Source organism: Klebsiella sp. CN_Kp113, from assembly GCF_040064585.1.
In the GTDB taxonomy this organism is placed as follows: domain Bacteria; phylum Pseudomonadota; class Gammaproteobacteria; order Enterobacterales; family Enterobacteriaceae; genus Klebsiella; species Klebsiella michiganensis.
Genome location: NZ_JBEAID010000015.1, coordinates 53,523 through 75,804, shown reverse-complemented (window position 1 = coordinate 75,804; position 22,282 = coordinate 53,523). Strand labels below are relative to the sequence as shown.

At 56.9% G+C, this 22,282-nt stretch carries 18 protein-coding genes and 3 tRNA genes; 16 read left to right on the top strand and 5 right to left on the bottom strand.

The genetic code is table 11. The features are described from left to right. Positions 1-99 precede the first annotated feature (99 nt). Both epmA and yjeM read left to right on the top strand, forming a co-directional pair. Complete coding sequence (gene epmA, locus ABLV30_RS07855) at positions 100-1,077, top strand: elongation factor P--(R)-beta-lysine ligase (protein ID WP_219677748.1); 978 nt, start codon at positions 100-102, stop codon at positions 1,075-1,077. A 151-nt stretch (positions 1,078-1,228) separates the two neighbouring features. Beyond that, entirely contained in the window at positions 1,229-2,731 is a 1,503-nt protein-coding gene (yjeM, locus tag ABLV30_RS07850) for a glutamate/gamma-aminobutyrate family transporter YjeM (protein ID WP_265800825.1), read from the top strand. A 36-nt stretch (positions 2,732-2,767) separates the two neighbouring features. Here the strand turns inward: yjeM and mscM are convergent, their stop codons facing one another. The 3 genes from mscM to rsgA form a co-directional block, all read right to left on the bottom strand. After that, the gene (mscM, locus tag ABLV30_RS07845; protein ID WP_049082936.1) at positions 2,768-6,094 is read right to left on the bottom strand and encodes a miniconductance mechanosensitive channel MscM; all 3,327 of its coding nucleotides are present in this window, start codon (positions 6,092-6,094) and stop codon (positions 2,768-2,770) included. A 21-nt stretch (positions 6,095-6,115) separates the two neighbouring features. After that, positions 6,116-7,078 carry an archaetidylserine decarboxylase gene (gene asd, locus ABLV30_RS07840; protein WP_032695147.1) on the bottom strand — a complete coding sequence of 321 codons (963 nt, stop codon included), beginning with the start codon at positions 7,076-7,078 and terminating at the stop codon, positions 6,116-6,118. Positions 7,079-7,172: 94 nt separating this feature from the next. Next, positions 7,173-8,234, bottom strand: a complete 1,062-nt coding sequence (gene rsgA, locus ABLV30_RS07835; RefSeq protein ID WP_004097952.1) for a small ribosomal subunit biogenesis GTPase RsgA — start codon at positions 8,232-8,234, stop codon at positions 7,173-7,175. A gap of 94 nt (positions 8,235-8,328) precedes the next feature. Between rsgA and orn the strand changes: the two genes are divergently transcribed. Next, positions 8,329-8,874, top strand: a complete 546-nt coding sequence (gene orn, locus ABLV30_RS07830; RefSeq protein WP_004097954.1) for an oligoribonuclease — start codon at positions 8,329-8,331, stop codon at positions 8,872-8,874. A gap of 40 nt (positions 8,875-8,914) precedes the next feature. Here orn and ABLV30_RS07825 read toward each other — a convergent pair whose 3' ends face one another. Next, a complete protein-coding gene (locus tag ABLV30_RS07825; protein WP_025107636.1) occupies positions 8,915-9,646 on the bottom strand; it encodes an arginine ABC transporter substrate-binding protein in 732 nt (243 codons plus the stop codon). Positions 9,647-9,932: 286 nt separating this feature from the next. Here ABLV30_RS07825 and ABLV30_RS07820 point away from each other — a divergent pair. From ABLV30_RS07820 to ABLV30_RS07810, 3 genes are all read left to right on the top strand, one after another. Next, positions 9,933-10,008, top strand: a tRNA-Gly gene (locus ABLV30_RS07820). 24 nt (positions 10,009-10,032) lie between these two features. Next, positions 10,033-10,108: transfer RNA gene (locus ABLV30_RS07815), tRNA-Gly, on the top strand. 24 nt (positions 10,109-10,132) lie between these two features. Then, positions 10,133-10,208, top strand: a tRNA-Gly gene (locus ABLV30_RS07810). A 269-nt stretch (positions 10,209-10,477) separates the two neighbouring features. On the opposite strand, the gene queG is transcribed toward ABLV30_RS07810, so the two are convergent. Next, positions 10,478-11,617: a tRNA epoxyqueuosine(34) reductase QueG gene (gene queG / locus ABLV30_RS07805; protein WP_014227617.1), complete on the bottom strand. Its 1,140-nt coding sequence runs from the start codon at positions 11,615-11,617 to the stop codon at positions 10,478-10,480. Positions 11,618-11,630: 13 nt separating this feature from the next. Here queG and nnr point away from each other — a divergent pair, with 13 nt between their 5' ends. From nnr to ABLV30_RS07755, 10 genes are all read left to right on the top strand, one after another. Further along, entirely contained in the window at positions 11,631-13,142 is a 1,512-nt protein-coding gene (gene nnr / locus ABLV30_RS07800; protein ID WP_348865588.1) for a bifunctional ADP-dependent NAD(P)H-hydrate dehydratase/NAD(P)H-hydrate epimerase, read from the top strand. Beyond that, entirely contained in the window at positions 13,135-13,596 is a 462-nt protein-coding gene (gene tsaE, locus ABLV30_RS07795; RefSeq protein ID WP_014227619.1) for a tRNA (adenosine(37)-N6)-threonylcarbamoyltransferase complex ATPase subunit type 1 TsaE, read from the top strand. The genes nnr and tsaE overlap by 8 nt, the downstream gene beginning before the upstream one ends. Before the next feature lie 16 nt (positions 13,597-13,612). Further along, positions 13,613-14,944, top strand: coding sequence for an N-acetylmuramoyl-L-alanine amidase AmiB (gene amiB / locus ABLV30_RS07790; protein ID WP_048262017.1), 1,332 nt, complete (start codon positions 13,613-13,615; stop codon positions 14,942-14,944). Positions 14,945-14,954: 10 nt separating this feature from the next. Then, on the top strand, positions 14,955-16,844 hold the full coding sequence (gene mutL, locus ABLV30_RS07785) for a DNA mismatch repair endonuclease MutL (RefSeq protein ID WP_025107633.1): 1,890 nt from the start codon (positions 14,955-14,957) through the stop codon (positions 16,842-16,844). Next, on the top strand, positions 16,837-17,787 hold the full coding sequence (gene miaA / locus ABLV30_RS07780) for a tRNA (adenosine(37)-N6)-dimethylallyltransferase MiaA (RefSeq protein WP_032695150.1): 951 nt from the start codon (positions 16,837-16,839) through the stop codon (positions 17,785-17,787). The genes mutL and miaA overlap by 8 nt, the downstream gene beginning before the upstream one ends. A gap of 92 nt (positions 17,788-17,879) precedes the next feature. Beyond that, entirely contained in the window at positions 17,880-18,188 is a 309-nt protein-coding gene (gene hfq, locus ABLV30_RS07775; RefSeq protein WP_004097968.1) for an RNA chaperone Hfq, read from the top strand. A 75-nt stretch (positions 18,189-18,263) separates the two neighbouring features. Beyond that, positions 18,264-19,544 carry a ribosome rescue GTPase HflX gene (gene hflX / locus ABLV30_RS07770; RefSeq protein ID WP_004097973.1) on the top strand — a complete coding sequence of 427 codons (1,281 nt, stop codon included), beginning with the start codon at positions 18,264-18,266 and terminating at the stop codon, positions 19,542-19,544. A 65-nt stretch (positions 19,545-19,609) separates the two neighbouring features. Further along, positions 19,610-20,866, top strand: a complete 1,257-nt coding sequence (hflK, locus tag ABLV30_RS07765; RefSeq protein ID WP_014227623.1) for an FtsH protease activity modulator HflK — start codon at positions 19,610-19,612, stop codon at positions 20,864-20,866. A gap of 2 nt (positions 20,867-20,868) precedes the next feature. Continuing rightward, entirely contained in the window at positions 20,869-21,873 is a 1,005-nt protein-coding gene (hflC, locus tag ABLV30_RS07760) for a protease modulator HflC (protein WP_004097977.1), read from the top strand. 197 nt (positions 21,874-22,070) lie between these two features. Continuing rightward, a complete protein-coding gene (locus ABLV30_RS07755; protein ID WP_004097978.1) occupies positions 22,071-22,268 on the top strand; it encodes a DUF2065 domain-containing protein in 198 nt (65 codons plus the stop codon). The last annotated feature ends 14 nt before the right edge of the window (positions 22,269-22,282 follow it).

Genomic DNA, 22,282 nt, shown 5'->3' with positions numbered 1-22,282 from the left:
TTAAGTGTATGTAACGCGTTTACGTATTCGCACAAAATTTGTTTCATCCGCCAGTTACGAGTAGACTTCGTGCCCTTGTTTCAAATCGGAGAACGTACCATGAGCGAAACGGCAACCTGGCAGCCGAGCGCATCCATTCCAAATCTATTAAAACGTGCAGCGGTCATGGCGGAAATTCGCCGTTTCTTTACCGACCGCGGCGTGCTGGAGGTGGAGACGCCCTGCATGAGTCAGGCGACGGTGACGGATATTCATATGGTCCCGTTTGAGACGCGTTTCGTCGGTCCTGGTCATTCTCAGGGGCTGAACCTGTACCTGATGACCAGCCCGGAGTATCACATGAAGCGCCTGCTGGCGGCCGGCTGCGGCCCGGTCTTTCAGCTGTGCCGTAGCTTCCGCAATGAAGAGATGGGGCGCCACCATAACCCGGAATTCACCATGCTGGAGTGGTATCGTCCGTGCTATGACATGTACCGGCTGATCAATGAAGTGGACGATCTGCTCCAGCAGGTCCTCGACTGCCAGCCAGCCGAAAGCCTCTCCTATCAGCAAGCCTTCCAGCGTCATCTGGAAATCGATCCGCTGTCGGCGGATAAAACGCAGCTGCGCGAAGCGGCGGCGAAGCTGGATCTGAGCAATATCGCCGATACGGAAGAGGACCGGGATACGCTGCTTCAGCTACTTTTTACCATGGGCGTCGAGCCGCACATCGGTAAAGATCGTCCGACGTTTATTTATCACTTCCCGGCAAGCCAGGCGTCGCTGGCGCAAATCAGCACCGAAGATCACCGCGTGGCGGAACGTTTTGAGGTCTATTACAAAGGCATTGAGCTGGCGAACGGTTTTCATGAGCTGGCCGACGCGCGCGAACAGCAGCAGCGTTTTGAACAGGATAACCGCAAGCGCGCCGCTCGCGGCCTGCCGCAGCAGCCAATCGATCGTCATCTGCTGGCCGCTCTCGAAGCCGGGCTGCCGGATTGTTCCGGCGTGGCGCTGGGCGTTGACCGCGTCGTGATGCTGGCCCTGGGGGCAGAAAGCATCGGTGAGGTTCTCTCTTTCACCGTCGACCGCGCCTGATCCTCTCTCAGCTTCCCTTTCGATGATGGAAGGGAAGCCCGCCTTTCAGCCCTAATACCCACAAGAACCGTTTGGGTTTTTGCTACTATCCGCGCTCATTTTTTTTGGTTATCCGGCATCCTCTGCCGCGATACCGCGTTTGGATAGATTTATGCACCAGCAAATAAAGAAGATGAGCCTGATTGGGCTGATATTAATGATCTTCACCTCGGTATTTGGTTTTGCAAACAGCCCCTCAGCGTTCTACCTGATGGGCTACAGCGCGATGCCGTTTTATCTCTTCTCCGCTCTGTTTTTCTTTATCCCTTTTGCGCTAATGATGGCGGAGATGGGAGCGGCCTATCGTAAGGAGGAGGGCGGGATCTATTCATGGATGAATCATAGCGTCGGCCCGCGCTTTGCGTTTATGGGGGCCTTTATGTGGTTTTCATCCTATGTGGTCTGGATGGTCAGCACGGCGGCTAAAATTTGGGTGCCGTTTTCCACATTCTTATTCGGCGCGGATAAAACGCAATCCTGGGCGCTGGCCGGACTGACCTCCACGCAAACGGTCGGTATTCTTGCCGCGTGCTGGATGCTGCTGGTGACCTTTGTCGCGGTAAAAGGCATGCACAAAATCGCCAAAATTACCGCCGTCGGCGGGATCGCGGTCATGGGCCTTAATCTGGTCCTGCTGCTGGTGAGCCTGGTGATTTTACTGCTCAACGGCGGCCATTTTGCCCAACCATTGGATTTCACGGCCTCGCCTAATCCAGACTATCAGTCCGGTCTGGCGATGCTATCGTTCGTGGTTTTTGCCATCTTTGCCTACGGCGGAATCGAAGCGGTTGGCGGTCTGGTGGATAAAACCGAGCAGCCGGAAAAGAATTTTGCCAAAGGCATTGTTATCGCGGCGGTCGTCATTTCTGTTGGCTATTCGCTGGCGATTGTTCTATGGGGCGTGAGCGCCAACTGGCAGCAGGTATTGAGCAACCCTTCCACGAACCTCGGTAATATCACCTACGTGCTGATGACCCGCCTTGGCGCCACCCTGGCTAATGCGATGCATCTGCCGCCCGCCGTCGCCGCCCTGAGCGGATTATGGTTTGCCAGAATCACCGGACTCGCCATGTTCCTCGCTTATACCGGCGCTTTCTTTACCCTGAGCTACTCGCCGTTAAAGGCGATTATTCAGGGCACGCCAAAAGCGCTCTGGCCTTCAGCAATGACGCGAATTAACGCTAACGGTATGCTGGCGAACGCCATGTGGTGGCAGTGCCTGCTGGTGAGCGTGTTTATTCTGCTGGTTTCCTTTGGGGGCGATACCGCGTCGGCGTTTTATAACAAACTGACGCTGATGGCGAATGTCTCTATGACGCTGCCGTATCTGTTTTTAACGCTGGCATTTCCTTTTTTTAAGGCGAAGCAGGATCTCGATCGCCCCTTTGTGATTTTTAAACACCGCGGCTCGACGCTGCTGGCGACCGCCGTTGTGGTACTGGTGGTGGCATTTGCCAATATCTTTACCGTGATTGAGCCGGTGATGGAAGCGGGTGACTGGAGCAGCGCGCTGTGGATGGTCGGCGGACCGGCTTTCTTTTCGCTGCTGGCGCTGGGGATCTATGAGAATTACCGCCGGCGTACGGCGGTGCAGCTGATGGTCCAGGAGAGCTAAAACGCTGGCCTTGCCTGCGTTCAGGCAAGGCCGTTCTTACAGGCTGCCGGGCGTGCGGCTGGTTTTCCCTGCCGAGGTCAGCGCCCTGCTGCTTTTTCTGCCATCGATGCTCTCCAGGCGCATCTGGAACGGCGGGAACGGCATATCGATACCGTGCTCGCGGAATCCGGCCAGAATCAGCTGGTGCATCTCGTGGCGCAGCGGCATCCGGTGGCCCATTTCGGCGGCGTAGATACGCAGCTCGAAAATCTGGATCCCCTGCTGCAGATCAACGAGGAACGCTTCCGGCGCCGGGGTATCGATAACCAATGAACAGCGGTGCGCGGCATTTAACAGGATCTGCGCCACCTCTTCGGTATCGGCATCTACCGGTGCAGGCACCGTTAGCACCACGCGGGTCACGGAATCCGACAGCGACCAGTTGATGAACTGTTCGGTGATGAACGCCTTGTTCGGTACGATAATCTCTTTACGGTCCCAGTCGCTGATGGTGGTGGCGCGGGTATTAATACGCGTCACGCTGCCGGTGAGATCGCGAATGGTGACCGTATCGCCAATGCGGATCGGTTTCTCAAACAGGATAATCAGGCCCGAGATAAAGTTGGCGAAGATCTCCTGCAGGCCAAAACCGAGACCCACACCGAGCGCGGCAATAAGCCACTGCAGCTTGGACCACTCAATCCCAATCATCGAGAAGCCGACCAGACCGCCGATCAGCATCAGCAGATACTTAGTGATGGTGGTGATGGCGTAGCCGGTGCCCGGCGTCAGTTCCAGATGCTGGAGGATAGCCAGCTCCAGCAGCGCGGGCAGGTTGCGCACCAGCTGGGTAGTAATAATCAGCACCAGGATGGCTATCAGCACCGCGCCGAGGGTAATCGGCTCCAGGCTCTCAACGCCCTGTACCGTGGAGGTGACGTCCCACAGCGAGATATTCTCCAGGAAGCCAAACGCGGAGTGGATTTCTGACCACAGCACGATAACCGACACCAGCGCGATCAGCATCAGCAGGGAGCGCACCAGACGCAACGACTGGGTACTGATGGCATCAAGATCGACCTCGCTGACCTCAGCTTCCATCGAACCTTCCGGGCTGCTGGTATGCTGGACTTCCTCTTCGCCGCGGGCGCGCTGGGCGAGGATCTCCGCCCGGCGGTGCTTCGCGCGATCGAACGCCAGGCGGCGCCGCTGGATCAGCATCCAGCGGCGTATGATGTGATAAACCACCAGCAGCAGGAACCAGATGGCGACCGAGGTTTCAAGCCTGGCGAGCAGCGCCTGCGACGTGGCGAGATAGCCGATCGCCGCCGCCAGCATCGCTATCAGCGGCGCGCCGAGCAGCATATTCCACAGCAGCCGGTTCAGCATATTGTCGCCGCTGCCTTCTTTGTCGAGATACAGCGGAATGCCGGCGCGTTTCAGGCTCAGGGTCACCATCGCCAGCGCGCCGCAAATCAGCATAAAGCAGAGGCGGCCCAGCGAGGCGGAGAACTCGCGATCGTTGAGGTTATCGAAAGTAATCAGCGCCATAATCAGCGGCACGATTAGCCCGATGCTCATCAGGTAGTAGCGCATCGCTTTGCTGACGCGGCTGCGCGGCCAGCCAAAGTGGGCGATAAACAGGCCGTTAGGGCGGGCGAACGTGGCGCAAATCATCACGACCCACAGCAGCGGTACCGTGGCGGTGACGCTATCGCCAATCGCTACGGCCAGCGGGAAAGGCCAGGCGGCCTGCAGCCCGTAGCCCAGCGTCATCCACAGCACCGGCAGCGGCGAGGCCACCAGTATGGACCAGAACACCGTGCGCAGGGTGAGCCAGAAGTGATCCTGCGTAACCTTACCGACGCGCGCGCTGGAGCGCTCAAGGAAGCTGGTGAAATGGCGGCGTGAGCTAATACTGAACCCCACCAGAATGAGCGCGACGAAGAGCGGCAGCAGGGTCTCTTTGCTGGTCAGCATCATCATGCTGGCCTTACCGAGCTGGCTCATGGTATCGAGCGAGATCAGGCGGCGGAGATCCTGAACGATCTCCAGCGGCCACGAGAAGCCGATTGGGCTGACGTCCGAGGTCCAGAACAGATAGCGGTGGGTCGCTTCGTTGATCTCTTTAAGCGCATCCTCTAGCTGACCGTTAGCGACCTTCAGCTTGGTCAGTTCGAGCATAAGCGTATCGCCGCCGCGCAGCAGGGAGTTGAGCAACTCGGTCTGCGTGCGCATCTGGGCCTGCAGAATACGGTTCTGTTCCGCGGTGAGCGGTTCACCGCTGGCCTGACGAATTTGTCTTAGCTGCGGCTGTTTGCCGAGCTGATCTTCATAGCGTAAACGCTGCACGCGCAGCTGCGCCATTTCGGTATCCAGCTGCTGCGGCCGCGGGATTTCCGGCAGCCGCGCCACCTGCGCGCGCAGGGCTTCGCCAAGCAGGTTGGAAGAGCCCAGCCACTGGGACTGCTCGCGCAGGGTGTTTAACGCCTGACGCACCTGGAGGGTCTGATTGGTCGCCTGGCGCTGCTGCGAGGCGATCAAATCCATCCGCTGCGCCTGCTGGTTAAGCGCCTGCGACAGCTCGCGGTTAACTTTAAACTGCGCCACGATATCCGGCGGCAGGTTTTCGCTGTTTTCCGCCAGCAGTTCGGTGCTTTCCAGCGCTTTTTCCGCCTCACGCTGCCGTTGGTTATTGAGCTGATTTCGCAGCGCCTGTAGCCAGGCGTCGAGCTGCTCGCTCTCTTTCTGCGCCAGCTCGGATCGCAACCGTGAGAGCTCCTGGCGGTTATTGGCGGAAAGCTGCGCCAGATCCAGCTCATCGACCAGCGCTTTCAGCCGCGCGGACTCCGCCTGCAGACCAAGATTTTGCGCCTGTGCCAGCGGGGTATTGCTGCTTTGCGCGCCGACCCGGCGTTCAACCTCATTCAGCTGGCGGCGGGCATCGCTCTGCTGCTGCGGCAGCTGGTTGAGGGAGTCGGCGATGTCGCGGGCGCGATCCTGCTCCTGCTGGGCTTTACGACTGGCTTCCAGCAGCTGGCTGCTGACCTGGAGAATCTCCTGGTTCAGGGCATCGGAGGAGAGGGTAGTGGAGACCTGGCGCGGCTCATCGCTGAGATTGTTGAGCTGCGCGCGCAGGTTTTGCGACAGTTTGGGGAAGTTATCGATAACGTCCTGGTACTGACGGGCGCGCTCAAGGGAGGCATTACGCTCCTCAAGGGCGTTCAGGGCAGATTGCAGGACTTCAACGGTTTCAGGCTGGGCGGGCTTTGCCGCCTTCGCCTGTTCCAGCTCCTGGGCTATCTGTTTAGCATCCGGGGCTGTCGCTGCGTACGCCCCAAAACTGAGGCACCAGGCCAACAGGAAAGTGTATATCAGGCGCACGGCGTAACCTTTTTTCAGGAATTAACCTTCGTCTTGTTTATCGTCAACCAGCGGGCTGGCGGCGTGTTCAGCGCGGACTTCTTCTTCCGCCAGCGGCACGGGCTCTACCGGCGCTGTGGCTTCAGGCGCGATCGCCAGCGGCTGGCCTATTTTGGTCACCGACAGGCTTTGTAACTGCTCAACCAGCTTCACCTGGCCCGGAGCAAACAGGTTAATCACCGTGGAGCCCAGCTTAAAGCGGCCCATCTCCTGGCCTTTCAGCAGGGCGACGGAGCCTTCGCTATCGCCAGCAGGCCAGGTCCAGCGCTTAATGATGCCTTCGCGCGGCGGCGTGACGGTACCGGACCACACGGTTTCGATGCTGCCGACGATGGTGGCGCCGACGAGGATTTGCACCATAGGGCCAAACTCAGTGTCGAACAGGCAGATGACGCGCTCGTTGCGGGCAAAAAGATTCGGCACGTTTTGCGCGGTCAGATGGTTTACGGAAAACAGATCCCCCGGCACGTAGATCATTTCGCGCAGAATACCGTTGCACGGCATATGCACGCGGTGGTAATCGCGCGGCGAAAGATAGGTGGTAACGAAGCTGCCGTTACGGAACAGGTCAGCCATCTGGTAGTTACCGGCCAGCAGCGCTTCCAGGCTGTAGTTATGGCCTTTAGCCTGCAAAATTTTGTCGTCTTCAATGGCGCCCAGTTGGCTGATGACGCCGTCGGCGGGCATTACCAGCACGCTCGGGTCGGTGTTTAGCGGACGGACGTCGTCGCGCAGCGGGCGAACGAAGAAGTCGTTAAAGGTACGGTAGCTGGCGGTGTCAGGCTTTTGCGCCTCTTTCATATCGACCTTGTAATATTTCACGAACAGATCGATGACCAGTTTTGTCAGCCAGCCTGCTCGTTTGCGTGCACCCCAGCCTGCGAGGCGGGTGAGCCACAGTTTAGGCAGAATGTATTGCAGTGAAAGTTTAAGATCGTTTAACAAGGTAGCCTCCAGGCCATTATTTGTCGTTCCTGGCCCCGCGGAGCAGCGGAGCCTGAAAAAAGGGGGACGATTCTAACGATGCTCAGCTTAAATGTCAGTCATCGGTTGATGAAAAGCTTTTACGCGTTTTTACCTGTACCTGCGCCATGCTTTCCAGAATGCGATGGTAGTTTTCAAACCGGCTTTCGGCGATTTCGCCTTTCTCCACCGCTTCGCGAATGGCGCAGCCCGGGTCATTGTCGTGTTTGCAGTCGCGGTATTTGCAGCGGCCTAAATAATCATGGAATTCGACAAAGCCGTGGGTGATTTGTTCCGCGTCGAGATGCCACAGGCCGAACTCGCGTACGCCCGGCGAGTCAATCACATCGCCGCCGTGCGGGAAGTGGTACAGGCGCGCGGCCGTGGTGGTGTGCTGCCCCAGTCCGGAGACATCCGAAACGTCATTGGTGAGGATTTGGTCATCATGCAGGCCCAGCAGCGCGTTCAGCAGGCTGGATTTGCCTACCCCTGACTGCCCGGCAAAGATACTGATACGATCGGTGAGCGCCTCTTCAAGCGGCTTCAGGCCATCCTGCGTGCGGCTGGAGACCATCAGTACGCGGTAACCAATATGGCGATAAATGTCCATTTGCTCGTTGACGAAGTCCATGCTCGCCTGATCCAGCAGGTCGATCTTATTGAGCACGATCAGCGGCTCAACGTTCAGCGTTTCGCAGGCCACGAGGTAGCGGTCGATAATATTCGGAGAAAGCTCAGGCAAGATCGCGGAAACAATGACAATCTGATTGATATTGGCGGCGATGGGTTTGACGCCGTCGTAGAAATCCGGACGCGTCAGTACGGAGGTCCGTTCATGGACGGCCTCGACGATGCCCTTGACGTTGACGCCGTCAGCTTCGCTTTTGCCAGGCCGCCAGACCACGCGATCGCCGGTGACCAGCGAACGGATAGTGCGGCGTATGTTGCAACGGTGGACGCTACCGTCGGCGGATTCGACATCGGCATGCATGCCAAAGCGGCTAATGACGGTCCCTTCGGATTTCTCACCGAACAGGTTGTCATCAAAATCGGCCTTCTCCGAAGTCGTTTTCAGGCGGCGCTGGTGGTTGGCCTTCACGCGGCGCTGTTGGCCTTTGGAGAGTTTATTTTTACTCAATCGAACTGGCTCCTGGTCGCCCTGTACGGGCAAAACCTCTATGATACACGCTATTTTAGATGAATATAGTGACGTAAGAAGGGTGGAAAATAACATGAGTGCAGATGAAAACAACCTGATTTGGATCGATCTTGAAATGACGGGGCTGGATCCGGAGCGCGATCGCATCATCGAAATCGCCACCCTGGTGACCGACGCGAATCTGAACATTCTGGCGGAAGGGCCGACCATTGCGGTGCACCAGTCAGACGCGCAGCTGGCGTTGATGGACGAGTGGAACGTGCGTACCCATACCGGCAGCGGGCTGGTGGAGCGGGTAAAGGCGAGTACCCAGGGCGATCGTGAAGCCGAACTGGCGACTATCGAATTCCTCAAAAAGTGGGTACCGGCAGGTAAGTCGCCGATCTGCGGCAATAGCATCGGCCAGGATCGCCGCTTCTTGTTTAAATATATGCCTGAGCTGGAAGCGTATTTCCACTACCGCTATCTGGACGTCAGCACGCTCAAAGAGCTGGCTCGTCGCTGGAAGCCGGAAATTCTCGACGGCTTTAAGAAACAAGGAACCCATCAGGCGATGGACGATATTCGCGAATCGGTCGCGGAACTGGCCTACTATCGCGAACACTTTATTAAGCTTTAACGCCCGTGCTGGGGCCAACACGCCCCGGTCATATCCCCGACTATTTAAACCACTTCTGTTCCATGGCCTGGAACTCCGGCGAGGCTTTTACGACATCCAGAGCGGCATTGATGTTATTCAGCAGCTCAGGATCGTCTTTACGTACCGCAATGGCGTACTGCTTACCGTAGTAGCCGGGATCCGTGGCGCGTTCGTCCATCATGGCGTAGTCGGGGTTATCCTGGAGCCATTTCGTTAACGTCTCCTGATCGCCCATCACGCCGCTAATCACGCCTTCTTTCAGCGCGCTCAGGGCGCTTTCGTCGCTGTCGTAAGGCACCGCATGCACGGCTTTTTGTTTGTCCCGCAGATAGTGCTGATGAAGGGTGCCTTTCACGACGCCGATTTTTTTATCCTTCAGATCGGCAAAGGTATGGGCGGCGTCTTTCGCGGTGACAACTACGCCGGACAGCGCCTGACGATAGGGATGGCTGAACGCAACCTGCTTTTCTCGCATCGGAATCACTTCGATACCGGCAATCACGGCGTCGAATTTCTTAAAGCGCAGCGCCGGGATGAGGGTATCGAACCCCTGGGGAGTGAATTTGCATTCGACCTGCATCTGCCTGCATAGCGCGTTGGCCAGGTCGATATCAAAACCCGTGGGCTGATTTTTACCATTGACGGTTTCATACGGCGGATTGGCCGTCGTTGTCCCAAAATGTAGCGTTGTTGCCGATGCTGTTCCTGTGGCAAGCGTGGCCAGCAGCAGGACGGTAAGCGCTTTTTTCATTTTATTTCCCTGGTTGTCATCGTTGTTGACCGTCAGCGGGCGATATCCGCCTATAAACTTGAGCGATTTTGCGCCTTTAGCGGGCCCGGAAAAAGTGATTTTGCCGCATTTGCTGGTTATTTAGACAATTCAGGCCGGTGTGTGGTGATTAAGTGGTCACTTAAACCAAAAACGAAAAAAATTGCGCTCAGGGGGGTTGCAGGTAAATCGAATTCTCGTATAATGCGCCTCCCGTGACGAAGCAGAAATGCAAATCACGACGCCATAGAAATATGGCCAGAAGTATGCGGGAATAGCTCAGTTGGTAGAGCACGACCTTGCCAAGGTCGGGGTCGCGAGTTCGAGTCTCGTTTCCCGCTCCAAAATTTGAAAGTTACCATACCCAAGCGGGAATAGCTCAGTTGGTAGAGCACGACCTTGCCAAGGTCGGGGTCGCGAGTTCGAGTCTCGTTTCCCGCTCCAAAATTTGAAAGTTACCATACCCAAGCGGGAATAGCTCAGTTGGTAGAGCACGACCTTGCCAAGGTCGGGGTCGCGAGTTCGAGTCTCGTTTCCCGCTCCAAATATCTTCTCATACCCAGTTTATCCACAGCGCAAGCACGCGCCGGTGATGATTTTCGCGCGGTCCTGAAAATACTGTGAACAGAGTTATCCACAGCTTAACCTTTCGTCCTCTCTCAGAAAATTACTTCACTATGTAAATAGTATTCTTATATCTAATTGAAATGTAACAGTTAAATTTCATTTCAAAGTGTTAATCCGATCACTTGACGAACGTCTGCCCCTTGAAACGCAATGTGTTTTTATTTTTATTCACACCCTGTGAATGAATCAGGCGTCGCGCGGTAGCCCTTTTTCAACCACCCTGACCAGACGCAGCTTTTTGGGTAACTGCACCTCAACCACATTGGCATTTCTCTTTTCAATTTGCTGCGCCATCGCCCACTCGATATGTTCGTCGAGAAGCGGGTGCTCACCCCTGCGGCTTTCCAGCGCCTTCAGGTTCGCTTCATCCCAGGGCGCGTTGCCCAACGCGACGGCGATATTACGCAGCCAGCGCAGATGACCAATACGGCGAATGGCCGAACCTTCCGTCACTTTTAAAAACCAGGGTTCGCTCCAGGCGAACAGCTCAATAAGTGCCGGGGCGTGTAGCGCCTTGCGCGGGCTGAAATCCTCTTCATCGGTGAGCTGCGCGAAGCGGTTCCACGGGCAAATCAGCTGGCAGTCATCGCAGCCGTATATGCGGTTGCCGATCAGCGGGCGAAACTCTTCCGGAATAGCGCCTTCCAGTTCGATAGTCAGATAGGAAATACAGCGCCGGGCATCGACGGTATAGGGCTCGACGATGGCGCCGGTTGGGCAGATGGTCATACAGGCAACGCAGCGGCCGCACTCTTCCTTGACGGGCTGGTCAATGGGAAGAGGGAGATCGATAAGCAGTTCACCGAGGAAAAAGAACGAGCCGGCATCGCGACTAAGGATGAGCGAGTGCTTACCTGTCCATCCCAGCCCCGCTTTTTCGGCTAAAGGGCGTTCAAGAATCGGCGCGGAATCGACAAAAGGTCTAAAATTGAGCGAAGCACACTGTCCCTGAATCATCTCACCTAATTTTTTCAGGCGATGACGTAATAGCTTGTGATAGTCCCGTCCGAGGGCGTAACGGCTAACGTAACCCACCGCGGGGTCTTTCAGGGTACGGGCGAAAGCGGCATTAGCGGGCAGGTAGTTCATTCTCACGCTAATCACGCGCAGGGTACCGGGCTGGAGCTCATGGGGGCGCGCGCGCATCATGCCATGACGCGCCATCCACGCCATTTCGCCGTGGTATTGTTTATCCAGCCACGCCTGCAGTTTAGGTTCGCTGGCGCTGAGATCGGTATCGGTAATACCGACCTGCTGGAACCCCAACTCTGTGCCCCATTGTTTGATTTGCTGCGCTAACTGATTGAGATCGAGGGGCTGTGACATGATGGACCATACGATGACGAAAAACACCGGGAGTATACCACATATCATCTGGTCGGCGGAGGCGCTACGACGAGCGGAAAAAGAAGCGGCGGATGCCCTTGGGCTGACGTTGTATGAATTGATGCGTCGTGCGGGCGAAGCGGCTTTTGAGTTTGCGCGCGTCCAGTATCCTGAAAGCCAGCACTGGCTGATTCTCTGCGGCCACGGTAATAACGGCGGCGACGGCTACGTGGTGGCTCGCCTGGCACAGTCGCGAGGCATTCAGGTCACGCTGCTGGCGCTGGAGAGCGAGAAGCCGCTGCCGGAAGAGGCCAGCCTCGCGCGTGAGGAGTGGCTCAACGCCGGCGGCACGATTCATGCCGCCAGCATCCCCTGGCCGGAAGATATCACGCTGATTATTGACGGCCTGCTCGGTACCGGGTTACAGAGCGCGCCCCGGGAAAACGTTGCGGCGCTGATCGCGCGGGCAAACGCCCATCCGGCTGCGGTTGTGGCGCTGGATATCCCCTCCGGCCTGAATGCGCAAACGGGGACGACGCCGGGCGCGGTTATCCATGCCGCTCATACCATCACCTTTATCGCGCTTAAGCCGGGGCTGCTGACCGGCAAAGCCCGCGATGTCGTTGGCCGTTTGCATCACCACGCCCTGGGGCTTGAGGGTTGGCTGGCAGGCCAAACGACGGCGCTCAGTCGCTTCGATGCCTCGCAGCTCCCCGGCTGGCTGCCGCCGCGGCGTCCAACCTCGCACAAAGGCGACCACGGTAAGCTGGTGATTATTGGCGGCGAACCGGGGACGGCGGGCGCCATACGAATGAGCGGTGAAGCGGCGCTGCGCGCGGGCGCCGGGCTGGTGCGAGTACTGACTCACCGGGACAACATTGCCCCCATTCTGACCGCCAGGCCGGAGCTGATGGTCCATGAGCTGACGTCCCGTTCTCTCGAAGAGAGTCTGCACTGGGCGGATGTCATTGCGATTGGGCCGGGTCTGGGGCAGGGCGAGTGGGGTAAAAATGCGCTACGCCAGGCGGAGAATTTTCGCAAACCAATGGTCTGGGATGCGGATGCGCTGAACCTGCTGGCAATCAATCCCGATAAACGTCACAATCGCGTGCTGACGCCGCATCCCGGCGAGGCCGCCCGCCTGCTGAACGTGAGTGTGGCAGAAATTGAAAGCGATCGCTTACATTCTGCACAACGTCTGGTAAAACGTTATGGTGGCATCGTGGTGCTGAAAGGTGCAGGTACGATCGTGGCGAGCGAAAGGGGCGAAATGGCTATTATCGACGCCGGTAACGCTGGGATGGCCAGCGGCGGGATGGGCGATGTGCTGACCGGTATTATCGCTGCGTTGTTAGGCCAGCGCCTGACGCCGTATGATGCTGCCTGCGCCGGATGCGTTGCTCATGGCGAAGCCGCCGATCGGCTGGCGGCGAGACACGGCACCCGCGGAATGCTGGCGACCGATCTTTTTTTCACGCTCAGGCGTGTTGTTAACCCGGATGTGATTGACGTAGACCATGATTAACCGAGTGATTCCTTTACCCGATGAGCAGGCGACTTTAAGCCTTGGCAATCGCGTCGCGCAGGCATGCGCTGGCGCGACGGTCATCTATTTGTATGGCGATTTAGGGGCGGGTAAGACCACCTTTAGCCGCGGTTTCCTTCAGGCTCTCGGTCACCGTGGCAACGTTAAAAGCCCAACCTACACCCTCGTCGAGCCATACAGTCTCGATAATTTGATGGTCTATCACTTCGATCTTTATCGCCTGGCGGATCCTGAGGAACTCGAGTTTATGGGGATCCGCGATTATTTTACTGACGATGCTATCTGCCTGGTGGAATGGCCTCAGCAGGGCACGGGAGTACTGCCGGACCCGGATGTTGAAATTCACCTTGAGTATCAGGCACAAGGGCGTGAGGCGCGCGTAACCGCGGTCTCCTCATTGGGTGAGTCTTTATTGGCGCGTTTGGCTAATTAGCCTGAAGGACGACGGGATGATGTATCGCTTAACCAGTTGGCTGGCCGCCGCACTGATGCTGTTCAGCATTCAGGCCACTGCGGCAAGTTTATCCGATATCCAGGTCTCAAATGGCGATCGGCAGGCCCGCATTACCATTAGCTTTATCGGCGAGCCTGAATATTCGTTTAGCCCCCAGGGCAAACGCATCGTGGCGCTGGATATTAAACAGACTGGCGTACTCCAGGGGCTACCGCTGCAGTTTAGCGGCAATAATCTGGTAAAAAGCATTCGTTCCGGGACGCCGCAGGATACGCAGTCGCTGCGCCTGCTGGTGGATCTCACCGCCGATGGCAAAACCCGCGCGGTGAAACAGCAGAACGGCTCTAACTACACCGTGGTGTTTACGATTAACGCCGACGCGCCGCCTCCGCCTCCACCTCAGCCGGTGGTGGTTAGACAGGCGGAAAGGCCCGTGGCGCAGCCCGTGCGTCCGAGCGAACCCGCGCGCAACCCGTTTAAAGCCGATAACGACCGGCTTACCGCGGTGACCAACACCAGTAGCGTAACGCGTCCTGCGGCGCGTACCGTTTCCGGCGACGATAAAGTGATTATCGCCATTGACGCCGGCCACGGCGGCCAAGATCCGGGAGCCATTGGTCCGAACGGCACGAAAGAAAAGAATGTGACCATAGCGATTGCGCGTAAGCTCCGCGCGCTGCTGAATGCCGATCCGCAGTTCAGGCCCGTGCTAACGCGCGACGGCGATTATTTCATTTCCGTCATGGGGCGTTCTGACGTCGCACGTAAGCAAAACGCCAATTTCCTTGTCTCGATTCACGCCGACGCTGCGCCGAATCGCGATGCTACCGGGGCCTCGGTTTGGGTGCTTTCCAACCGCCGCGCGAACAGCGAAATGGCCGGCTGGCTCGAGCAGCATGAGAAACAGTCAGAACTGCTGGGCGGCGCGGGCGATGTACTGGCCAACAGCCAGTCGGACCCTTACCTGAGCCAGGCGGTGCTGGATTTACAGTTCGGCCATTCCCAGCGCGTCGGGTATGATGTAGCGACCAATGTGCTGAGCCAGCTGCAGCGGATCGGCGATTTACATAAGCGTCGCCCTGAGCATGCCAGCCTCGGCGTACTGCGTTCGCCGGATATCCCGTCGATCCTGGTGGAAACGGGTTTTATCAGTAATACCGGCGAAGAGCGGCTGCTGGGTAGCGATGCTTATCAGCAGCAGGTCGCAGAGGCGATTTATAACGGCCTGCGTAACTACTTTATGCAGCATCCTCTGCAATCCGCGCCGCGCGGGGCAGCCGCGCAGACTGCCAGCGCAGGTTCGTCAGACGGGACGTTGTTAAATTAAGGAGACGGCCATGCCGATTCAGGTTCTACCGCCGCAGCTCGCCAACCAGATTGCCGCAGGTGAAGTGGTGGAACGTCCGGCGTCGGTGGTCAAAGAGCTGGTGGAAAATAGCCTCGATGCCGGGGCGACGCGCATCGACATTGATATTGAGCGCGGCGGGGCGAAGTTAATCCGCATTCGCGATAACGGCTGCGGCATCAAAAAAGACGAGCTGGCGCTGGCGCTGGCTCGTCACGCCACCAGTAAAATTGCTTCGCTGGATGACCTTGAGGCGATCATTAGCCTCGGCTTTCGCGGCGAAGCTCTGGCCAGTATTAGCTCAGTGGCGCGTCTGACGTTGACCTCGCGTACCGAAGATCAGCAGGAGGCCTGGCAGGCCTATGCCGAAGGGCGCGATCAGGCGGTCACCGTGAAGCCGGCGGCGCACCCGGTGGGAACAACGCTGGAAGTGCTGGATCTGTTTTATAACACCCCCGCCCGGCGCAAATTTATGCGCACCGAGAAAACCGAGTTTGGCCATATCGACGAGATCGTGCGGCGCATTGCGCTGGCGCGCTTCGACGTGACCATCAACCTCAGCCACAACGGCAAGTCCGTGCGCCAGTACCGGGCGGTATCGCAGGACGGCCAGCGCGAGCGGCGTCTGGGCGCGATCTGCGGTTTGCCATTTCTCGAACACGCGCTGGCGATTGAGTGGCAGCACGGCGACCTGACCCTCAGCGGCTGGGTGGCCGATCCGCTACATACCAATCCGACGCTGGCGGAGATTCAGTATTGCTACGTCAATGGGCGGATGATGCGCGATCGCCTGATTAATCACGCGATTCGCCAGGCCTGTGAAGACAAACTGGGCGCCGACCAGCAGCCTGCCTTTGTGCTGTATCTGAAGATAGATCCGCATCAGGTGGATGTGAACGTCCATCCGGCCAAACATGAAGTGCGTTTTCATCAGTCGCGCCTGGTGCATGACTTTATCTATCAGGGCGTGCTGAGCGTCCTGCAGCAGCAGCTGGAGGTGCCGTTGGCGGAAGAGGGCGATGAGCCCGCGCCGCGGCAGGTGCCGGAAAACCGCATTGCGGCGGGCGGCAATCATTTTGCCCAGCCAGCGGTCGCGCGTGAAAGCGCCGCTCCCCGTTACCGGGATGAGCCCGCCGCGCCGCGTTTTAATACCGGAGGTTCGCGAGAGTCCGCCGCCTCGGGTTCATCTGGCGGAGCCGCCTGGCCGCACGCGCAGCCAGGCTATCAAAAACAGCAGGGTGCGCTTTATCGCCAACTGCTGGATACGCCGGCCACGGAGCGCAAACCCCTGGCTCCCGCACCGGCAGCGGAAGGCCTGTCGGGCCATAGCCAAAGCTTTGGCCGCGTACTGACGATTATCGATAGCGACTGCGCGCTGCTGGAGCGCGGCGGTAAGTTAGCGCTGCTGGCTCTGCCGGTTGCTGAGCGCTGGCTGCGCCAGGCGCAGCTAACGCCGGGCGCAGAGGCGGTTTGCGCCCAACCGCTGCTTATCCCGCTGCGGATAAAAGTGTCCGACGAGGAAAAAGACGCGCTCAAGCAGGCGCAGTCGGCGCTGGCTGAGGTCGGGATTGAACTCCAGTCCGATGCGCACCACGTGACGGTCCGCGCAGTGCCTTTACCCTTAAGACAACAAAATTTACAAATCTTGATTCCTGAACTGATAGGCTACCTGGCGCAGCAAAAAACCGTCGACGTCGGCAATATTGCTCAGTGGATGGCGCGTAATCTGGCGAGCGAACATGCGCAGTGGAACATGGCGCAGGCGATTGCCGTCCTGGCGGATATCGAACGCTTATGTCCGCAGCTGGTTAAAGCGCCGCCGGGTGGTCTGTTACAACCTGTTGATTTACATTCGGCGATGAATGCCCTGAAAGATGAGTGATGTAACTGAGGCAAGCCTGCCTAAGGCAATATTTTTAATGGGCCCGACGGCCTCTGGTAAAACCGCATTGGCTATCGCCTTACGTAAAGTTTTGCCAGTAGAGTTGATTAGCGTTGATTCAGCCCTCATCTATCGAGGAATGGACATAGGCACGGCCAAGCCCGATGCCGCGGAGCTGAGCGCTGCGCCGCATCGTCTGCTGGATATTCTTGACCCGGCCGAAGCTTATTCCGCGGCGGATTTCCGCCGCGATGCGCTGGCAGAGATGGCCGATATCGTCGCTGCCGGGCGAATTCCGCTACTGGTTGGCGGAACGATGTTGTATTTCAAGGCGTTGTTGGAAGGATTGTCGCCTCTACCCTCGGCTGACCCTGAGGTCAGAGCCAGGATCGAGCAACAGGCCGCAGAGCAGGGATGGAACGCGTTACACCAGCAGCTACAGGAAATTGATCCGGTTGCCGCCGCGCGTATTCATCCAAATGATCCGCAAAGACTTTCCCGAGCACTGGAAGTTTTTTTCATTTCGGGTAAAACTTTAACGGAGCTGACGCAAACGTCAGGTGATGCTCTGCCGTATAAGGTGCACCAGTTCGCCATCGCCCCGGCGAGCCGTGAACTGCTCCATCAGCGCATAGAACAGCGTTTTCATCAGATGTTGGCTTCAGGTTTTGAAGCAGAAGTGCGGGCGCTTTTTGCCCGGGGAGATTTGCATACGGATATGCCTTCCATTCGTTGTGTCGGATATCGCCAGATGTGGTCTTACCTAAATGGCGAGATCCCGTATGATGAAATGGTTTATCGAGGTGTTTGCGCCACGAGACAGTTAGCTAAACGTCAGGTGACCTGGCTGCGCGGTTGGGAAGGTATCCACTGGTTAGACAGTGAACAACCTGAACAAGCGTTCAACAAAGTATTACAGGTTGTTGGTGCTAGCCTGGACTGAACGTGTACAATTGAACGGGTATCGTGCGTAATTTTTTTAAGAATCGTAAGGTTCTGAGTACAAAACAAGCATACATATAAGGAAAAGAGAGAATGGCTAAGGGGCAATCTTTACAAGATCCGTTCCTGAACGCTTTGCGTCGGGAACGTGTTCCGGTTTCTATTTATTTGGTGAATGGTATTAAGCTGCAAGGGCAAATTGAGTCTTTCGATCAGTTCGTGATCCTGTTGAAAAACACGGTCAGCCAGATGGTCTATAAGCACGCAATTTCTACTGTTGTCCCGTCTCGCCCGGTGTCACACCACAGCAACAATGCTGGCGGCGGTACAAACAACTATCACCACGGTGGTGGTGCGCAGGGTTCTTCTGCGCCGCAGCAAGACAGCGAAGACGCCGAATAAGGCAGATGCTGTTTTTCCACGTCGGGGAGCCAGGTTTTCTGCGTTCCCCGCTGGTATTTTATAAGGGGTTTACGCTTGTTTGACCGTTATGATGCCGGTGAGCAGGCGGTACTGGTACACATCTATTTTTCGCAAGACAAAGATATGGAAGATCTCCAGGAGTTTGAAACTCTGGCCTCTTCCGCCGGTGTCGAAGCAATGCAGGTGATTACCGGTAGCCGTAAAGCACCGCACCCGAAGTATTTTGTTGGTGAAGGTAAAGCAGTCGAAATTGCGGAAGCCGTAAAAGCGACCGGTGCATCGGTCGTGCTCTTCGATCATGCCCTGAGTCCGGCACAGGAACGAAACCTGGAGCGCTTATGCGAATGTCGGGTTATCGATCGTACCGGCTTGATTTTAGATATTTTTGCCCAGCGAGCGCGTACCCACGAAGGGAAACTGCAGGTCGAGCTGGCGCAGCTGCGCCACATGGCGACTCGCCTCGTTCGCGGCTGGACCCACCTTGAAAGACAGAAAGGCGGGATTGGTTTGCGCGGCCCGGGGGAAACCCAGCTCGAAACTGACCGCCGCTTGCTGCGTAACCGTATTATGCAGATCCTGGCGCGACTGGAAAAAGTTGAAAAACAGCGTGAGCAGGGACGGCGGTCACGCGCCAAAGCCGATATTCCAACCGTGTCGCTGGTCGGTTATACCAACGCCGGTAAATCCACGTTGTTCAATCAGATAACCGAAGCCGAGGTCTATGCTGCGAACCAGCTGTTCGCCACTCTGGACCCAACGCTGCGCCGGATTGATGTCCCTGATGTCGGCGAAACCGTCCTGGCGGATACCGTAGGCTTTATTCGCCACCTGCCGCACGATCTGGTGGCCGCGTTTAAAGCGACGCTCCAGGAGACGCGCCAGGCGACGCTGTTGCTGCATATCATTGATGCTGCCGATGTGCGCGTGCAGGAAAATATTGACGCAGTGAATACGGTGCTCGCGGAAATCGAAGCTGATGAGATCCCGGCGCTGCTGGTCATGAATAAAATCGACATGCTGGATGATTTTGAGCCGCGTATCGATCGGGATGAAGAAAATAAACCGATTCGGGTCTGGCTTTCCGCCCAGACCGGGGTTGGCGTACCGCTGCTTTTTCAGGCTTTGACGGAACGGCTTTCTGGTGAAGTGGCCCAGCACACGCTGCGCCTGCCACCGCAGGAAGGTCGGTTGAGAAGCCGGTTCTATCAGCTTCAGGCGATAGAGAAAGAGTGGATGGAGGATGACGGTAGCGTTGGTCTGCAGGTGCGCATGCCGATCGTTGACTGGCGTCGCCTCTGTAAACAAGAGCCAGCGCTGGTTGAATACGTGATTTGACCTTGCAGCTTGCCTGAAGATATTGACCCCTGTGGGGATATCAAAAACAAATATGGAGCATATACATGGCGTGGAATCAGCCCGGTAATAACGGACAGGACCGCGACCCGTGGGGAAGCAGCAATAACCAAGGCGGCAACTCTGGGGGAAATGGCAACAAAGGCGGTCGCGAGCAGGGACCTCCCGATCTGGATGATATCTTCCGTAAGCTAAGTAAAAAACTTGGCGGCCTGGGTGGCGGAAAAGGTGGACTGGGCGGCGGTAGCGGCTCTCAGGGACCTCGCGGGCCAATGGGCGGACGTATCGTCGGCATCGTTGCCGCCGCTGCGGTTATTATCTGGGCAGCCAGCGGTTTCTATACCATTAAAGAAGCTGAACGTGGCGTCGTCACTCGCTTTGGTAAATTTAGCCATCTGGTTGAGCCTGGCCTTAACTGGAAACCTACTTTCATTGATAACGTTCAGGCGGTTAACGTTGAGTCGGTCCGCGAACTGGCGGCTTCCGGCGTCATGCTGACGTCTGACGAAAACGTCGTGCGCGTTGAGATGAACGTGCAGTACCGCGTGACCGATCCGGAACGCTATCTGTTTAGCGTCACCAGCGCGGACGACAGCCTGCGTCAGGCCACCGACAGCGCCCTGCGTGGCGTGATCGGTAAATACACCATGGACCGTATCCTGACCGAAGGACGTACCGTCATTCGTAGCGATACCCAGCGCGAGCTGGAAGAGACCATTCGTCCGTACAACATGGGTATCACCCTGCTCGACGTCAACTTCCAGACGGCGCGTCCGCCGGAGGAAGTAAAAGCCGCGTTTGATGATGCGATTGCCGCGCGTGAAAACGAACAGCAGTACATTCGTGAAGCGGAAGCTTACACCAACGAAGTCCAGCCGCGGGCTAACGGTCAGGCGCAGCGTATCCTTGAAGAGGCTCGCGCCTATAAGACCCAGACCGTTCTTGAAGCGCAGGGTGAAGTGGCTCGTTTTGCAAAAATTCTGCCTGAGTATAAAGCGGCTCCGGAAATTACCCGCGAGCGTCTGTATATCGAAACCATGGAAAAAGTGCTGAGCCATACGCGCAAAGTGCTGGTTAACGATAAGGGGAGCAACCTGATGGTTCTGCCTCTGGATCAGATGCTGAAAGGCGCCGGCGCGCCGGCGGCAAAGAGCGATAGCAGTGGCGCAAGCGATCTGCTGCGTCTGCCGCCTGCAGCCAGCTCAAACAGCGCCAGTAACGCTTCTACCTCTACGGGAGGCACCATTATGGACCAACGCCGCGCCAACGCGCAGCGTAACGACTACCAGCGTCAGGGGGAATAACGATGCGTAAATCTGTTATCGCGATAATTGTCATCGTGCTGGTGGTGCTCTACATGTCCATCTTTGTGGTCAAAGAGGGCGAGCGCGGCATTACGCTGCGTTTTGGTAAAGTTCTGCGCGACGATGAAAACAAACCGCTGGTGTACGCGCCTGGCCTTCACTTCAAGATTCCTTTTATTGAATCCGTGAAGATGCTTGATGCGCGTATCCAGACGATGGACAACCAGGCCGACCGCTTTGTTACCAAAGAGAAGAAGGACCTGATTGTTGACTCTTACATCAAGTGGCGCATCAGCGACTTTAGCCGTTACTACCTGGCAACCGGCGGCGGTGACGTTTCCCAGGCCGAGGTGCTGCTGAAGCGTAAATTCTCTGACCGTCTACGTTCTGAAATTGGCCGTCTGGATGTGAAAGACATCGTGACCGACTCCCGCGGCCGTCTGACCCTGGAAGTCCGCGATGCGCTGAACTCAGGTTCTGCGGGCACAGAAGATGAAGTCAGTACGCCGGCTGCCGATGACGCGATTGCTAAAGCGGCGGAGCGTGTTGAAGCAGAAACGAACGGTAAGGTTCAGGTGATCAACCCGAACAGTATGGCGGCGCTGGGTATTGAAGTCGTCGACGTGCGTATTAAACAGATCAACCTGCCTGCCGAAGTGTCTGAAGCGATCTACAACCGTATGCGCGCCGAGCGTGAAGCGGTAGCGCGTCGTCACCGTTCACAGGGTCAGGAAGAAGCTGAAAAACTGCGCGCGACCGCGGATTATGAAGTGACCAAAACGCTGGCGGAAGCCGAGCGTCAGGGTCGTATTCTGCGCGGTGAAGGCGATGCTGAATCGGCGAAACTGTTTGCTGATGCATTCAGCCAGGATCCAGGCTTCTATGCCTTTATCCGTAGCCTGCGTGCGTATGAGAACAGCTTCCAGAGCAATCAGGATGTAATGGTTCTCAGCCCGGACAGCGATTTCTTCCGCTATATGAAATCACCCACGTCAGCGACCCGCTGATAAGCAATGAGTAAGCAAAAAGGCGCCCGTTGAGGCGCCTTTTTTACAATGTTCGCAGCGGATTTGGGTTCGCCAATGGGTTATGTATTTTGTTTCATAAAGCCGGTTCATAACAATGATGAAATACCGGAGAATATGAATTGAGCAACGACTCACAGGGGTGAGCGACGGTGGCTGTACTTAAATAAAGGTGAATAATGAACTCTACAATTTGGCTGGCACTGGCGCTGGTTTTAGTACTTGAAGGGCTTGGGCCGTTGCTTTATCCGCGCGCGTGGCGTCGAATGGTCGCCACGATGAGCCAATTACCGGATAATTTATTACGCCGGTTTGGCGGAGGTCTTGTGGTTGCCGGTATCGTCATCTACTACATGTTGAGGAAAACGATTGGCTGAGCGTAAAGTAGACT

What these genes read in the sequence shown, in the direction of transcription:
- mutL (WP_025107633.1), top strand. Translation starts at nt 14,955, where the DNA reads ATGCCGATTCAGGTTCTACCGCCGCAGCTCGCCAACCAGATTGCCGCA.
- hflC (WP_004097977.1), top strand. Translation starts at nt 20,869, where the DNA reads ATGCGTAAATCTGTTATCGCGATAATTGTCATCGTGCTGGTGGTGCTC.
- ABLV30_RS07755 (WP_004097978.1), top strand. Translation starts at nt 22,071, where the DNA reads ATGAACTCTACAATTTGGCTGGCACTGGCGCTGGTTTTAGTACTTGAA.
- epmA (WP_219677748.1), top strand. Translation starts at nt 100, where the DNA reads ATGAGCGAAACGGCAACCTGGCAGCCGAGCGCATCCATTCCAAATCTA.
- nnr (WP_348865588.1), top strand. Translation starts at nt 11,631, where the DNA reads ATGACGAAAAACACCGGGAGTATACCACATATCATCTGGTCGGCGGAG.
- miaA (WP_032695150.1), top strand. Translation starts at nt 16,837, where the DNA reads ATGAGTGATGTAACTGAGGCAAGCCTGCCTAAGGCAATATTTTTAATG.
- hfq (WP_004097968.1), top strand. Translation starts at nt 17,880, where the DNA reads ATGGCTAAGGGGCAATCTTTACAAGATCCGTTCCTGAACGCTTTGCGT.
- ABLV30_RS07825 (WP_025107636.1), bottom strand. Translation starts at nt 9,646, where the DNA reads ATGAAAAAAGCGCTTACCGTCCTGCTGCTGGCCACGCTTGCCACAGGA.
- hflK (WP_014227623.1), top strand. Translation starts at nt 19,610, where the DNA reads ATGGCGTGGAATCAGCCCGGTAATAACGGACAGGACCGCGACCCGTGG.
- queG (WP_014227617.1), bottom strand. Translation starts at nt 11,617, where the DNA reads ATGTCACAGCCCCTCGATCTCAATCAGTTAGCGCAGCAAATCAAACAA.
- orn (WP_004097954.1), top strand. Translation starts at nt 8,329, where the DNA reads ATGAGTGCAGATGAAAACAACCTGATTTGGATCGATCTTGAAATGACG.
- tsaE (WP_014227619.1), top strand. Translation starts at nt 13,135, where the DNA reads ATGATTAACCGAGTGATTCCTTTACCCGATGAGCAGGCGACTTTAAGC.
- yjeM (WP_265800825.1), top strand. Translation starts at nt 1,229, where the DNA reads ATGCACCAGCAAATAAAGAAGATGAGCCTGATTGGGCTGATATTAATG.
- amiB (WP_048262017.1), top strand. Translation starts at nt 13,613, where the DNA reads ATGATGTATCGCTTAACCAGTTGGCTGGCCGCCGCACTGATGCTGTTC.